Annotated in this window: 10 protein-coding genes; 3 read left to right on the forward strand and 7 right to left on the reverse strand. The window is 54.6% G+C overall.

Annotation, left to right across the window (positions count from 1 at the left end; genetic code table 11):
• Window positions 1–106: 106 nt before the first annotated feature.
• Window positions 107–1,852, reverse strand: coding sequence for a S8 family serine peptidase (locus IM271_RS17330; protein ID WP_226859009.1), 1,746 nt, complete (start codon window positions 1,850–1,852; stop codon window positions 107–109).
• Between the two features lie 715 nt (window positions 1,853–2,567).
• On the opposite strand from IM271_RS17330, the gene IM271_RS17335 reads away from it, so the two are divergent.
• Together IM271_RS17335 and IM271_RS17340 are read left to right on the forward strand one after the other, a co-directional pair.
• Entirely contained in the window at window positions 2,568–9,290 is a 6,723-nt protein-coding gene (locus IM271_RS17335) for an inverse autotransporter beta domain-containing protein (protein WP_193052937.1), read from the forward strand.
• A gap of 98 nt (window positions 9,291–9,388) precedes the next feature.
• Complete coding sequence (locus tag IM271_RS17340; protein WP_192986361.1) at window positions 9,389–9,649, forward strand: hypothetical protein; 261 nt, start codon at window positions 9,389–9,391, stop codon at window positions 9,647–9,649.
• 20 nt (window positions 9,650–9,669) lie between these two features.
• Here IM271_RS17340 and IM271_RS17345 read toward each other — a convergent pair whose 3' ends face one another.
• Together IM271_RS17345 and IM271_RS17350 are read right to left on the reverse strand one after the other, a co-directional pair.
• Window positions 9,670–9,855 (reverse strand): hypothetical protein, encoded by a 186-nt coding sequence (locus IM271_RS17345; protein WP_045630703.1) that lies wholly within the window; start codon window positions 9,853–9,855, stop codon window positions 9,670–9,672.
• 69 nt (window positions 9,856–9,924) lie between these two features.
• Window positions 9,925–10,296 carry a hypothetical protein gene (locus tag IM271_RS17350; protein WP_193052938.1) on the reverse strand — a complete coding sequence of 124 codons (372 nt, stop codon included), beginning with the start codon at window positions 10,294–10,296 and terminating at the stop codon, window positions 9,925–9,927.
• Between the two features lie 225 nt (window positions 10,297–10,521).
• Between IM271_RS17350 and IM271_RS17355 the strand changes: the two genes are divergently transcribed.
• Window positions 10,522–11,481: a hypothetical protein gene (locus IM271_RS17355; RefSeq protein ID WP_193052939.1), complete on the forward strand. Its 960-nt coding sequence runs from the start codon at window positions 10,522–10,524 to the stop codon at window positions 11,479–11,481.
• 127 nt (window positions 11,482–11,608) lie between these two features.
• Here the strand turns inward: IM271_RS17355 and IM271_RS17360 are convergent, their stop codons facing one another.
• The 4 genes from IM271_RS17360 to IM271_RS17375 are packed head-to-tail and all read right to left on the reverse strand — an operon-like array spanning window position 11,609 to window position 14,702.
• Window positions 11,609–12,097: a type II secretion system protein gene (locus IM271_RS17360; RefSeq protein WP_100170723.1), complete on the reverse strand. Its 489-nt coding sequence runs from the start codon at window positions 12,095–12,097 to the stop codon at window positions 11,609–11,611.
• Window positions 12,084–12,446, reverse strand: coding sequence for a type II secretion system protein (locus tag IM271_RS17365; RefSeq protein ID WP_080339181.1), 363 nt, complete (start codon window positions 12,444–12,446; stop codon window positions 12,084–12,086). Before IM271_RS17365 ends, IM271_RS17360 begins: the two co-directional genes overlap by 14 nt.
• Entirely contained in the window at window positions 12,433–12,909 is a 477-nt protein-coding gene (locus tag IM271_RS17370; RefSeq protein ID WP_028012053.1) for a type II secretion system protein, read from the reverse strand. Before IM271_RS17370 ends, IM271_RS17365 begins: the two co-directional genes overlap by 14 nt.
• Window positions 12,909–14,702 carry a secretin N-terminal domain-containing protein gene (locus IM271_RS17375; RefSeq protein WP_223824739.1) on the reverse strand — a complete coding sequence of 598 codons (1,794 nt, stop codon included), beginning with the start codon at window positions 14,700–14,702 and terminating at the stop codon, window positions 12,909–12,911. Before IM271_RS17375 ends, IM271_RS17370 begins: the two co-directional genes overlap by 1 nt.
• Window positions 14,703–14,752: the final 50 nt, after the last annotated feature.

Genomic DNA, 14,752 nt, shown 5'->3' on the forward strand with positions numbered 1-14,752 from the left:
ACGGAGTTTAAGAAATGACGTTTTTACGCTTTTCCTGAGTGTTGAATTAATAAAGTAAAGCCTGGCTTATATCCAGGCTTTACTATTATGTTAACCAAAAGGGTTTTTAAGGGCAGCTATTATTAGCTGCATCCGACGTTCGCCATGCCCCCCACTCACCGCCGCTTCCTGGCTCTTCTTGTCCTGCGTTGACATACCACTGATTCAGCCAGATTTTGCCGTTATGCGATACGCGGGTACATTTCACCGGGTAGGCGATCCGCGGGTTATACGCTTCTGAGCTGTCATCAGGAATATCAGGTAACTGTGGTTTTTTCACCGTTACGGTGATCTTCTCAGCGCTCACGCTTCCGTCTTTGCCCGTGACGGTTAACCAGTAGGTTGCTTCTCCGTCTGTATTGGCAGGAATGAGTGCCCGGGCGGTAGGCCCTGAAACTTCACGTACCCAGCCTCCGGCATGTTTCTCCTGTAGCCAGAATGTGCCAGTACTGTTTTTGTCGATAGTCCATTTCCAGGAGACGGCATTCTTGCTGGCGCTCCCGTCTAACTGGTACGCACGGGAAGAATCGGTCGTGCCGGTAACGGTAAAGCTTTCTCCCGGCACTGCCTTTACCTCCTCCTGCTCTTCCTCTTTGAGTTCCAGAATCCTGGCTACCGCTTTTGCCATATTGGGGTGAGTACCTACTTTCGCTGAATCCCCCGCAGCTAAAGGTGTACCGGTTTCCTGGAGAATGGAGCGCATCTGTTGAGGCGTGACGGTGATATTGTGCGCTTTTGCAATGGCCGACAGGCTGGCGACCACGCCTGCGATAATCGGGTTCGCGGAGGACGTGCCGGAGAAACTTGAGGTGTATTCCGCATTTTTTATGCTATGCAAACCGCCGTAACCCGTAGTAACCACATCCCAGCAGCCCCAGCTGGCGCTGGTCACACGTGAGCCATAGGTGCTGAAAGAGGCTTTTTTGCCATTGTTTGCACAAAACGCGCCCGCAATGATCGCGCCGGAATCCCGCTTTTTAACGTCAAATTTTCCATTAAATCCTGCGTGATCGAGGTTGATATTGCCATTGCCTGCCGCCTGGATAACGTGCACGCCTTTATCCGTCAGGGCTTTAATCACGTCGTAGTAGGCCGGGGCGTTTTCCTGCGGAACATAGCAGGAAGAAGTACAACCCGTCACATCTCCTCCGCCAGTCTGCATTCCAATTTGCACCACGTCTCCCGCCTTAAGTTTGGGGATCATATTGTAGAGATTATTGGCCTGCCATTTGACGTACCCCATGCGGGCGTTCCACGTCAGGCCTTTGATGCCCGCATTGATATCTTTCGCCGCCATAATCCCGACGGAGCTGGTGTCGTGATCTTCGCCTGGCGTATAGCGCTTATCACCTTCATGGAAATCGATCGGCGGCAAATTCACATGGCTGGTATTCCATGCGTTGTTTTCCATCGAGACCAGCGAAATGCCGCTACCATCGTGCCCTGAATACTGACTTACGCTGTCGCGATTAACGCCACCCATATAGTAGCCGGGCCGTTTTTCATCTGGCGATTTGGTGTAATCCTGCAATCCACGAAAATCCGGGACGGTGGCCTGGCTGGTACTGTTCAGGGCATAGCTCAGCCCGGAATAGGGCGGCAGGTCGGGAACAGTGACCCCCTTTTCCAGCGACACCGGCATGGATTCCGGGTAAGCCAGCTCAATATCTTGTCGCGCCGCCAGTTCATTAATTACGTCATTGATATATGCCGCGTCATGTTGCTTATCGGCTGGCAGGGCTATACGTAAATAACGGTTAAAGCCGTAGCGTTCATTAAGCGCATCCATCTCGCTTAATTCACTGCTGCGCAAATGATTTGCCGTAAATAACGGACTCACGGCGAGGGTACTGTCGCGTAATGAAAAGGGTGAAGACTTATTAAGCGTTGTACCGGGTTTTAATTTCACGATAACGGAGAGATACGAAGTGCCTTCCCAGGCTTGCTCGTGCGTGACGGAATTTTGCGCAAAAGCGGGGGCACTCAATAGTGCACAAATAAGCAGGGCCAGTCCAGTTTTATTCATGTCAACGATCTTCCTTATTAAATGACATCCAGAGTATTGCTGGGATCATCCTGCCATTAGGGGAAAACCTGCATAAGAAGACGGTTAGCAATAAAATTGCGAGGTGTCTGTTCCATGTTAAGAATTACCTGCTCCGGAAAATATACGGCTGAAATTGGGCTGAGAAATTTATGAAGCAGGCTGAAAGAGTTGTTAAACATCAACACCTAAGCATTGAATTTAATGAGGGACGGAAAATCTCATGATCATCTCCTGATTACTGTATGGAGTTTAGGAATTATCTGGATCTTAATATCGCTAACCAGGGAGTTTAATTAATTAGGGATGCGTCACAATGCCCAGTGTTTCGTACTGTTCTTTACGTCAAAAATTATCCGTGTGGATAATCCTTTTACATTATTTATTTTCCATCTTTTTGCTCACGGTTCCCCCCGTCGCGCGGGCGCAAACTGAAACTCACGCAACCATTGAAAGCGAAATCAATCAGCCCCTGCGGGATAAAATGGCCGGCATGTGGGGAAGCGCCCAACAAAACGGCGCGGGTGATGCCCTGCGCGGTGCGGCAAATAGTGAGGTGAATGCCGCGTTAACCCAGGAAGTGGAAGCGTGGTTAAACAATATCGGCGGGAAAGCTCGCGTTAAGGCAGATGTCGGTATTGGCGGGAGCGATAGCCGCGATTTCGGGCTGGACTATCTGTGGCCGGTTAAAATCTGGCAACACGACATTCTGTTCACTCAGATGAGCGCACACCGCTGGAACGAGCGCGATATCCTTAACGTTGGCCTGGGCTGGCGGCATACCTTTAACCCGCATCTGATGGCGGGTGGAAACCTCTTTTTCGATCAGGATGTCACGCGCCACCATAACCGAATGGGGGCAGGCGCCGAGCTGTGGAGCGATGGGATTCGTGCGTCCGCGAACTACTACCTGCCCCTGAGCGGCTGGCGTCATTCTGACGACAGCATGTTTAATGACGATCCCGACCGCTATGAACTGTATGAACGTGCCGCCCGCGGCTGGGATCTCAATCTGGAGACGGCCCTTTCACAGCACGTCGCGCTTAAATTGGGCTGGTTCCAGTGGTATGGCGACAAAGTGGACGTTAACGGCAGCCGCAGCGAAGCCAGCCACAATCCTCACGGGCTTAACCTCGGGCTTAAGTGGCAACCTGTGCCGCTGGTAGGGGTCAGCGCGGAGCAGAGCATGATTAGCGGGCAGCGGGATAACTTCTCTGTGGGGCTGAATTTCCACTGGGAGTTTGGCCGAAAACTTTCCGAGATGCTGGCAAGTGAAAATGCGGCGGCTTTGCCATCGCTCATGCAGTCCCGCACGGAGTTCGTTACCCGTAATAACAACATCGTTCTCGCCTATAAGCAGGAAGAAAAAGACAGACGTCTCTATTTCAGCCCGACGGAAAAAACCACGCAGGCTGGCGTGCCTTTGCTGCACGCGGTGAAAGGTGGGCAGGGGGGCGTCATTCGCTACACCTCCTCCAGCACGGCGATCGCGACCGTGGAGCCGGGCAGCGGTCTGGTGAACCCAACGCATCGGGGCGATGTCACCATCACCGCGACGGAAACGTCACCTGTTGATCCGGAGCACGTATTAAGTTCCGCCAGCTATCACCTGACCGTGACGCCGGGCGATTTTGCCCCTTCCGTCGAGGGCGTTGCCATTAAGGGGGACATGTCCCCGGGCCAGATCCTGGAGGGGAGTTACCTCTATAAAAGCAATGAAGGGGAGGATGAAGACCCCGAGCAAACCCGGATGCGTTGGTATGACGCAGATTCAGGCGAACTGCTCAAGGAAGGCAGTGCCACGTATGAAGTACAAACGCGCGACATGGCCCGAAGCGTGGTCTTTGAAGTCACACCGTTCAACAAAAAAGGGATACCAGGGGAGAGCGGAACGGCGAAAATTACCGGGAGCGCAACGATAACCACCCTGCGTATCGATCATCTGCTTTCACCCGGTGAGATCCGCCGTGACGGCAGCGTGAAGTTCTTCGAAGAGAGTCACGGTGCGTTGCTGGTGTTAGCCGAGGTGAAAGACGGTCAGGGCTCCCCTCTGACCGATCAGATGGTGTACTGGCAGAGCAGGAACTCGCTTGGCTCGTTGTCGCAAAACAGCGTACGCACCGATGAGCACGGTCAGGCGCTGGTAAAAATAGAAAACATCATGGCGGATGGTGAAGATGAAATTACGGCCTCGCTGATCCCGCCAGGCGGGATCCAGACCCAGAGCACCGCCAGTGATAACAATGTTCAGCAGGAGAAGATGGCGCTGGTGGTCGATTTTGCCCACCCGCTTGCCATCCGCTTCGTGGCTTCTCCCGAGCGCGCAGAAGTTGCCACGGAAAAGACGTTCACTATTGAAGTTACCGATCAGGATGGTAAGCCTCTGACGGTTGAGAAGAACGTCACGTGGAGCAGTAACGGTGAAACCCTGAGCGGCAAAACGGATAGCGAGGGAAGAGCATCCATCGCGCTTATCGCGCCGCAAAAAGCAGCAGAGAAGTGGGTGGTGAACGCCACGGTAGATACCGTGAGTAGCCCGTCAGCGCCCGTAAGCCTTGAGCCAGGGCCGGTGGAAAAAGTGGTGCTCGACGTCCCGGAAAACGCGGTCGCAGGCAGTGAGGATAAAACCGTCAGCGCGCAGCTGTATGACCGGTTTGATAACGCGGTTATCAGCCGTAAGCAGGCCATCACCTGGCGGATAGAAGGGAGTCAGTTCCGGGAAGCGCCTACCGGAGACAGCGATGAGCACGGTATTGCCAGTGCAACCATCGTAGTACCTGAAAAAGCGCCAACGCAGGTGAAAGTCTCCGCCGGTGATGAGCAGAAGATCGTCAATGTGACTGTCGGGAAAGTGAATCATGTTGAGCTTAAAGGTACCCCAGATACGCTGAATGCCAATGGGAGCAGCACTTCGACGCTGACCGCCATCGCGCTGGATGAGCACAACAATAGCGTACCGGACGCACCCGTAACGTGGTCGTTAATCACGCAGCAGTTTGGCGCGCTAAGCAACGCGATCGAAAAAACCGATGCAGAAGGCAAAGCGACGGCCACGTTTACGACCGCATCCGCGGGGGGCAATGCGCAAATAGAGGTCGATATTGGCGGCAAAAAACAAGCGACGCAGCTGACGCTCAACGGTTACCCGATTATCCGCAGCATCACGCTGAACCAAACCGCCGGGCTGAAGGTGGGCGATACGGTAAGCGTGGAAAAGGTGGACGTGGAGCAGAACGGCGGCGGCGAGGTGACGCTGAGCTACCAGTGGCACCGTGACGGTGGCGCGATCGATGCCGCCACGTCAGACAGTTATCACCTGACGGAGCAGGATACGGGTGCGACTCTCTTTGTGGTGGTGACCGCGACCAACGATGCCAAAAATGAAGGCGATAAGGCGTCGTTGAAAACGGAGCCGGTGGTCGGGAAGGCGTCAGATGTTACGGTAACCGCCAGCGCGGACAGCGTGGATGCGAACGGTCTCAACACCATTACTTATACCGCCACGGCGAAGGATCGCTTCGGCCGTGCGGTTGTGGGCGAGGCGATTGTCTGGGACATCGACAAGCCCGAGCTGGTGAGCCGGGGAGAGGCAAGCGCCGTCACCGGTACAGAAGGCACGGGAACGATGATCGTCACCGCGAAAAATACCGGCGGAAACATCACGGTGAGCGCCACGGTCAACGGCAAAAAGGGCGAGTCCGGCGTGGCGCTGCAGGGGATTCCGACGATCAAAAGCATCACGCTGAACCAAACCGCCGGGCTGAAGGTGGGTGACACGGTAAGCGTTGAGAAGGTGGACGTGGAACAGAACGGCGGCGGTGAGGTGAAGCTGAGCTACCAGTGGCACCGTGACGGTGGCGCGATCGACGGCGCCACGTCGGACAGTTATCACCTGACAGAGCAGGACACAGGGGCAACGCTGTTTGTCGCGGTAACCGCTACCAACGCGGCCAAAAATGAGGGCTATAAGGCGTCATCAAAAACGGAGCCGGTCACCGGGAAAGCGTCAGCCGTGACGGTCACTGCCAGTGCGGCCAGCGTGGAAGCTAACGGGCTGAACACCATTACCTACACCGCCACGGTGAAGGACCGCTTTGGCCGTGCGGTAGTGGGCGAGGCGATTGTCTGGGATATCGACAAACCGGAGCTGGTGGCTCGGGGGGAGACCAGCACCATCACCGGAACCGGAGGCGTGGGGACAATGACTGTCACCACGAAAAATACCGGTGGAACCATCACGGTGAGCGCCACGGTCAACGGCAAAAAAGGCGAATCCGGCGTGGAGATTTACGGCGCGCCGTTGGTGACAGACCTGCATATCTCCGGCACGCCGAAGGTGGGGCAGACCCTGAGTGCGGAATACACCTTCTCGGCAAACGGGAGCGGTGCGGATGCGTCCACCTACCAGTGGCAGTGGAAGGACGGAGAGACATGGAAGAATGCGGCAGCCGCTGGCAATACGGCACGAACGTTCACGCTGCCGGACAGCTATGCGGGCTACTGCGTGCGGGTGGTGGTGACGCCGAAGGGCAGCAGTCACCCGTCGCTGACCGGAACGCTCCAGGAGAGCCAGGCGGTTACGGCTTACGGCACGCCAGCGGTGGAGGACGTGCGTACATCCGGCACGCCGGAGGTAGGACAGACCCTGAGGGCGGAATACACCTTCAAGGCGAACGGAACCGGTGCGGATGCTTCAACCTATATCTGGGCGAGGTATGAGAAAACCAGCTGGATGCCGATCGAGGGGGCCAACGGCCGGGAATACACCCTCCAGGCGGGAGACGCGGGTTACAGCATTAAAGTAACGATAATACCGGAGGGCAGCAGTCAGCCGTCGCTGGTCGGTGCGGTGCAGCACAGCCCGGCATTAGATGTTTACGGTGCGCCATCGGTGGCAGATCTGCACATTTCCGGCACGCCGGAGGTGGGGCAGACATTGAGGGCGGAATATACCTTCACGGCAAACGGGAGCGGTGCGGATGCCTCAACCTATATCTGGGCGAGGTATGAGAGAACCAGCTGGATGCCGATCGAAGGAGCCACCGGCCGGGAATATACCCTCCAGGCCGGAGATGCGGGTTACAGCATTAAGGCGGTGGTGACGCCGACGGGCAGCAGCCAGCCAGCACTGGCCGGAGCGGTACAGAGCAGCCCGTCGGTAGACGCTTATGGGGCGCCGTCGGTAACCAATCTTCACATCTCCGGCACGCCGAGGGTGGGGCAGACCCTGAATGCGGAATACACCTTAACGGCAAACGGGAGCGGTGCGGATGCGTCCACCTACCAGTGGCAGTGGAAGGACGGTGAGACCTGGAAGAATGCGGCCGCCGCTGGCAATACGGCACGCACGTTCACGTTGCCGGACAGCTATGCGGGCTACAGCGTGCGGGTGGTGGTGACGCCGAAGGGCAGCAGTAACCCGGCTCTGGCCGGAGTGGCGCAGGAAAGTTCAGCGGTCGAGGTATATGGCGCGCCGGCGGTGTCGGGCCTGAAGATTTCCGGCACGCCGAAGGTAGGGCAGACCCTGAGGGCGGAATACACCTTCAAGGCGAACGGAACCGGTGCGGATGCTTCAACCTATATCTGGGCGAGGTATGAGAGAACCAGCTGGATGCCGATCGAAGGAGCCACCGGCCGGGAATATACCCTCCAGGCCGGAGATGCGGGTTACAGCATTAAGGCGGTGGTGACGCCGACGGGCAGCAGCCAGCCAGCACTGGCCGGAGCGGTACAGAGCAGCCCGTCGGTAGACGCTTATGGGGCGCCGTCGGTAACCAATCTGCACATCTCCGGCACGCCGAGGGTAGGGCAGACGCTGAGGGCAGAATACACCTTCACGTCAAATGGAAGCGGTACGGATAAATCCACCTTTATCTGGGGGAGGTATGAGAAAACCAGCTGGATGCCGATCGAGGGGGCCACGGGTCGGGAATACACCCTCCGGGCCGAGGATGCGGGTTACAGCATTAAAGTGACGGTAATTCCGGAGGGCAGCAGCCAGCCTCAGCTGCAGGGCGATACACAGCACAGCCCGGCGGTGGATGTCTATGGTGCGCCGTCAATAACCAATCTGCATATCTCCGGCACGCCGAAGGTGGGGCAGACCCTGAGTGCGGAATACACCTTCACGGCAAACGGGGCCGGTACGGACATCTCCAGCTTCCAGTGGCAATGGCAGGATGGTGCAACATGGAAGAAAGCTGCAGGCGGCACGGCAAGAACGTTTACGCTTCCAGACAGCTATGCGGGCTACAGCGTGCGGGTGGTGGTAACGCCGAAAGGCAGCAGCCAGCCGTCGCTGACCGGGGCGGTACAGGATAGTCCGACGATGGCAGCCTATGACGCGCCGTCGGTAACGGGCCTGAGGATCTCCGGCACGCCGAAGGTGGGGCAGACCCTGAGGGCGGAATACACCTTCACGGCAAACGGGGCCGGTACGGACTTCTCCAGCTTCCAGTGGCAATGGCAGGATGGTGCAACATGGAAGAAAGCTGCAGGCGGCACGGCAAGAACGTTTACGCTTCCAGACAGCTATGCGGGTTACAACGTGCGGGTAATGGTAACGCCGAAGGGCAGCAGCCAGCCGTCGCTGACCGGTACGGTACAGAACAGCCCGGCGGTAGCGGTGTATGGTATGCCGTCTGTGACGGGGCTAAGGATCTCCGGCACGCCGGAGGTGGGGCAGACCCTGAGGGCGGAATATACCTTCACGGCAAACGGGGCCGGTACGGACGTCTCCAGCTTCCAGTGGCAGTGGAAGGATGGCCAGACGTGGAGGAATGTCGCAGGCGGCACGGCAAAAACGTTCACGCTGCCGGACAGCTATGCGGGCTATGACGTGCGGGTGGCCGTGACGCCTAAAGGTTCAGGGCAGCCGTTATCTGGCACTCAGGCCTTTAGTGGAGCTGTTACCATAAGATCTAAGCCTGCGCCTTTCGTTACAAACCTGGGTTACAGCGGCAGTACCGGAGCCTGTAACAGAATAACGGCAACCTACACCTACAACGCTAATGGCGGTGCATCTGAAGGCAACACGATATTTCAGTGGAAGTGGGGAAGCACCGTCGTTTCCAACATAAAAAGCGTTACTTTAGGCTATTGGGGGGAAGTCACGCTTTATGTGACGCCAGTTAATAAGGACGGTATCAGAGGAAAGACGGAATCAAAAACGTTTAAAAATACGGGCTTAAGTAGCTGTGATTGGTAAACACGTTAATTCATTCTGAGGTGTTTTTGTAAACAAGGGGGCATAAGCCCCCTGAACTCTACCTGTCGAATATTTTACAAAGTGCAGGGCTAAAATTCATGAATAATGTCTATCCTGAAAAGCAAGCATCAATACTCATTGGCGATGCCGCCACGCAATTATCCTTGCAGGGGATTAATATTGATCATGTTTCGCTTAGTTATTATCTGGGTAAAAAACTTGAGTATGCCCGGAGTATTAATGATTGCTTGTACGCTGAAGTCATATGTATTGCGCTATCAATGTTGAAGGAAAACACTAAGTCATCCGGGCAGTGCTGCTGTAAATATAAGGAATGGATTGAGGTATCACTTGATTAAGGGATGGGCTTATTACGTTTTCAGATCTGCCTTTTACTGTCTCGGGCGATTTTCACTTCTTCAGCAAAATCCAGTGCTTCTTTGTAATCAAAGCTACGCGTTTTGGCATTATGCCTGCCCGGTAACGGTGCCGGTATTTTCACCCCGAACAGCTCACCCGTCGTCATGAGCGCATACACTAATTCAGCCTCGGTGACATCGGCCATTTTCGCCAAAACATTCGTCCTGATACAAAAACTTAACTTCACGTCTAGTCCTCCGTTTGCAAAAGATTTTCAGTCATGTTGCCTTCTGTAAAAATCGATAACGCTGTCGAGATTGGGTCGCATAAAGTTCATGGCATCAATGGTTTCGCACCAGCCCGACAGGGATTCATTTGCTTTTACATACCATGCATGCTGCTCGCTTCGGGTGTGATGACCCGTGATCAAAACAAGCATGTCGGGTTTAATTCTTCTGATGAACTCCAGATACTTCACCAGATGCGTCTTCGTGCCAAACGTGTCAGCATCGATAATGCACAGTATTTTATCTCTGGCGATAAAATAAAATTGCGCTATTTCTTCAAGCCCTTTTTCGAATAAAAAAGAGTTTGTTCGCACGCAAACCCGAATTTTTTCATGAGTCTGTTTAATTGATGGTTCCATCTTATGTCTCGCTCGTCAGGGTATAATATATGAGATGGCTATTAAGCCTACTATTCCAGCCTGAATAGTAGCAAGGCATTATATTCATTCCTCAGAATAAAATAAGACGGTGCTGGTCTTCTGATTAATAAGAATCTTCTCTGTATCTATGAGTTAAAAATAAATAAACGATGATTTTATCTGGTGATATGTTTTACGGCCTGACGCATTAAGATATGGTCACTGTTGCGTAAACTTGTTGTTTTTATTTTTCTCAAAGAGGACATTTTCATGACAAAGACCGTCGTAGCATTAGCCATGCTTAGCGCTTTTTCAACGGCATCAGTATTTGCCAGTGATTATGCGCGTATGATTAATATTGAAAACCCTGACCATCTGAAAATCAGGGTTCAGAATGCTATTTATGAAGAGGGTTACGATAGCGATTTTATTCCTCATGTCTGGTTTGGTAACGAAGATAACGGCGTGATGAATATCATTGTCGATAATGGTGCGGTGCTGAACGAATCTATTGAAAACGGCCTTAACTGCAACTATGCCATGATTGTCAGTAAAGACAACGGCGTCAACTTACAGGCAAACGGGAAAAACTGTCGTTATAAGAAAAAGAGTTACCGTTCCATTAACTCTCCAGTGATCACCATTATTAATGATTCATCTTTAACGCTTCGGCCCTATTTTTCCGTTAACGGGAATGACTTTTTTGCTGCCGCCAGCACGATCATCCCCAACGGGATCCGCATGTTCACCGGGGACAGTGGCGACTGGAAAAAACAGGGCGTTCGTCACGGGGATAACCTGAAAGTGAAGTTTAGCTACACGCTGGCAGAGTCGGGTTCGCAAAAAGAGGTCGTCTGCCCGTCTCTTGACACCTTAACGGAAAACCGACTTTATCGCCTTCAGGGCGGTGAGCAAAATGCGCTCTGCGTCCTTGAGAGTAATGAGATTCACATTAAAAACGATCGTATTGTTGCCGGATGGAACAAACCTCTGACTAAAGCAGAGCTGCTGCGACGGATCGAAGCCACCGCCGCAGACGATGACGTCATCATAGATATGCCAGATGACAAATACATGGCGCTCTTTACCCAGCCGGATGAATATAAAATCCCGCTGAAAGCAGGGGACGCAAAGGCGACCATTACCTTAGTGGTTAGCAAAGTGACTATTCCCGTCGCGCAGTAAAAAGGCCATCTATTAGCGAAGCGGGCAGGCAACATCTTACAGAGCCTGTTGCCTGCCCTATTCGTGCCGTTACGCCGGGCAGACCAGACTGCGTGACAGGGACATCAGGTCTCGCCACATCATTGCATTAGCGACCACAAGCCGCAGGCAGCGGGGCCTGCGGATCGCTCTCTACCTGAAATTTCCAGTCGTAATACGTTTTCGCTTTGGCAAACTGTTTTGGATCGTGACGAAAGCCGACTTTTTTCCGTGGCGTACCCTTTCCGAGACTGCGCACGCCAATCCAGCGCCCCTGAGGATCGAGGATCATCCCCCAGTTTTTACTCCCGGTTAGCGGGTCGGCGTAGTGCTGGCGCAGGTGATAAAGCGGTTTTCGCCCGCGTTTATCAATAAGCAGCTGTTCGAAACGCACGGGAAAACAGCCATCACCGTTGCCGCGGTAGGCCTGTATCGCCGCGCGGATTTGATCGCCGCGAAATAAAAGCTCAGCCTCCTGTTGTGCCTGATAACGCATCTGCACCTCATCGCGGCTTTTCAGCAGCGACAACGCCAGCGTGGAGAGCGCAATCAGCAGCAGCAGATAGGTAAAACCTCCCTGTCGTTTAATCGAACGCATCGCGATGATCCTGACCGGGTTTAGGCGGCGTCTCGACGTCAATAATTTGCCCTTCGTCATCGGTCTTCGCCTCCCAGATATCGCGGCGGTTGGTGATGGGATCCAGCGGCATCTGGCGCAGATAACCGGCCTCGATCAGATCCTCCAGGCTGTATGGCCCCGCCAGGCGATCGCGGCGGTAGTGATCGATCGCGCTGCGCAGCGCATGCAGATTATGCTCGCGCACCACCTCTTTGGCTCTGTCCGCGTGCTGGAAAAAACGTGGAGCGACAAGGGTCATCAATGTCGCGATGATCGCCATCACCACCAGCAGCTCGATGAGCGTAAAACCTTTTTCACCATTGCGCATAGGGCACTCCATTCAGACCGCTGGCCGTACTGGTACTACTGACATCAAACACGTCTTTCCCGCCGCCGCTGAAATCGCCGGGTGGCTGCGTGGATGCGCGTAACCGCCAGGTCTCTTCATCATTTTTTCCCTCGCAATCGCACATCGGATCGCGCGGAATATGGCGCAGGAAGTAGATCATCGCGCCAGTGGGCGATGTCTTATCCCGGACGCCTTCCACCAGGCTTTTTAGTGTCGGCGGATATCCCGATTCGCTGGTTTTTTTCTCAATGATGCCGTCCACGCTTGCCTGGTGATAACGGTCAATGGCATCGCGTAGCGTGCGCAGCGACTCACGTAGCTGCGTCTCCTGCTGCCGCTGATGGTAGTTACGCATCAGCGGCGCAGCGGCAGCGGCAAGCGTGGCGAGTAGCGCCAGCGTGACGATCATCTCAATCAAGGTAAAACCGCGCTGGCGCTGCATTACGATGCTCCGTTTTCCGTCTCTGACTCATCGAGGATCGGTGGCGGCAGCGTGGCCGCCCGGTCAGGGAAATGGGCTGGCGGCGCAAGCGCCGGTGCGGTAAACCCGCTCCCCGGCTCGTCGTGCTGCAGGTCGCGCAGTTGAATGCTGTCGCCCGTTAAATCGTCGCTGCCCATCTCAATGGTACTGACGTGGCTTCCCGGTAAATCGAGGTTGCGCTCAATGGTCGGCGTAATTAACAGCACCACCTCCGTGCGCTCTTTGTTGTCGGAATTGCTGCTAAACAGGCGGCCCAGCCCCGGGATGTCACTTAATAATGGCGTTCCTTTTTGGGTCGTGGTTTCATCCTGCTTGATCAGCCCTGCCAGCATCTGGGTCTCGCCGTTCATACTGCTGAGCGTGGTATTGGCTTCGCGTTTCGTGGTGCGGTAATACTTTGCTCCGTTCTCACCGGGTTCTTCGGCGCCCAGGGCACTGAGCGTGAACTTCACCTCCATTGAGATATTGTCATCCATACTGACTTCCGGGGTGACTTCCAGCTTCAGGCCAACGTCCTGATAATCCACTTTCTGTTGCGAAATCCCGTCATTGACGGTTGTGGTCAGTACCGGGATCGTTTGACCAATATCAACCAGCGCTTTTTTATTGTTTTTCACCCGGATCCGCGGGTTGGCCAGCACTCTGGCGTTGCTCAACACTTTTTTCATGTCAATGGTCATATTGTCGATATCGACCATGATATTTTTGGCGCTCAGGTCGCCCAGCGGGATCCCGCTTCCCTTTAAATCACCTTCTTTACTTTTCGCAAAACCCGCACTAATGGTTTGCGGCAGCTTCACGCCAAGCGCTTCGAGATCGTTGGTGTTTACTTCCAGCACTTCAACGGCCAGCGTGACCTCCGCTTCAGGCCGGTCGAGCGTCACTAACAGGCGCTCCGCTTTTTCCACGTTCTCTTTTGGCCCGCGCAGGGTGACGGAGTTGGTTCGCTCATCAACGTGCACATCCTTCAGCTTGACCATATTGCGCAGGGCGACGTTGACCTCTTTTGCTTTCGCATAACCCAGGAAGATGGTTTTGACGACCACGTCGCGGTAGATCTTCTCTTTTTGCGCGGTGGCGGGGTAGATCAGCAACGTATTGCTGTTCAGCACCTTCTTCCGCAGGTTATTCGACAACAGCAGCACGTTGATAGCATCTTCCGCAGTGGTGCGTTTGGCTATCAGGCTGCCGGTTGTGCTGGAGGAAATATCTTTGTCAAAAATGATATTGACCCCGGTCATCTGGCTGATGGTGTTAAAGATGGCCATCAGGCTGTGCTCGCGAAAATTAAGCGCTATCGTTTTTTGCAGTTCCCGGTTCAGACGCTGCTCCGGCTGGTTGATCCGCGACACCTCACGCATCAGGTGATCGCGCAGCGCGCGCGCCTGGGGCCAGTTGGGATCTTCTTCCAGCACCTGCTGGATTTTGTGCAGCGCGCGTGCCGGGTCGCGGGTGCTGTTAGCCACCGCCTCCTTATACAATGCGTCCAGCGCTCTACGGGCATCGAGTTTGCGTAAGCCCTGCAGGGCGCGCAGGTTACCGGGCTCATAGGTAAGCGCATCGCGCCACATTTGCGTCGCCAGGGTGTAATTGTTCTGACGCACCGCGAGATCGGCGTTTTTCAGGTAGTCATTTACCAGCTTTTTGCTGATGTCAGCCTGCTCGGCGCGAAGCGCAATATCCTGTGGGCTGGCGATGCGCTGTTGGTCTATCTCCTTAAGCCGCTTAACCAGCACCTGCGGCGAGGCGGTCACTGATTCCCGGACCGGAGGCGCCGCACGTTGTGCACAGCCGCTCAGTAGCG

Origin of the sequence: Enterobacter cloacae complex sp. I3, from assembly GCF_014896175.1 — a bacterium.
Classification (GTDB): domain Bacteria; phylum Pseudomonadota; class Gammaproteobacteria; order Enterobacterales; family Enterobacteriaceae; genus Enterobacter; species Enterobacter bugandensis.

Bases quoted from the DNA above. Each gene is read 5' to 3' on its own strand.
- IM271_RS17365 (WP_080339181.1), bottom strand. From the start codon at position 12,446: ATGCGCAATGGTGAAAAAGGTTTTACGCTCATCGAGCTGCTGGTGGTG.
- IM271_RS17350 (WP_193052938.1), bottom strand. From the start codon at position 10,296: ATGGAACCATCAATTAAACAGACTCATGAAAAAATTCGGGTTTGCGTG.
- IM271_RS17335 (WP_193052937.1), top strand. From the start codon at position 2,568: ATGGCCGGCATGTGGGGAAGCGCCCAACAAAACGGCGCGGGTGATGCC.
- IM271_RS17340 (WP_192986361.1), top strand. From the start codon at position 9,389: ATGAATAATGTCTATCCTGAAAAGCAAGCATCAATACTCATTGGCGAT.
- IM271_RS17360 (WP_100170723.1), bottom strand. From the start codon at position 12,097: ATGCGTTCGATTAAACGACAGGGAGGTTTTACCTATCTGCTGCTGCTG.
- IM271_RS17370 (WP_028012053.1), bottom strand. From the start codon at position 12,909: ATGCAGCGCCAGCGCGGTTTTACCTTGATTGAGATGATCGTCACGCTG.
- IM271_RS17345 (WP_045630703.1), bottom strand. From the start codon at position 9,855: ATGGCCGATGTCACCGAGGCTGAATTAGTGTATGCGCTCATGACGACG.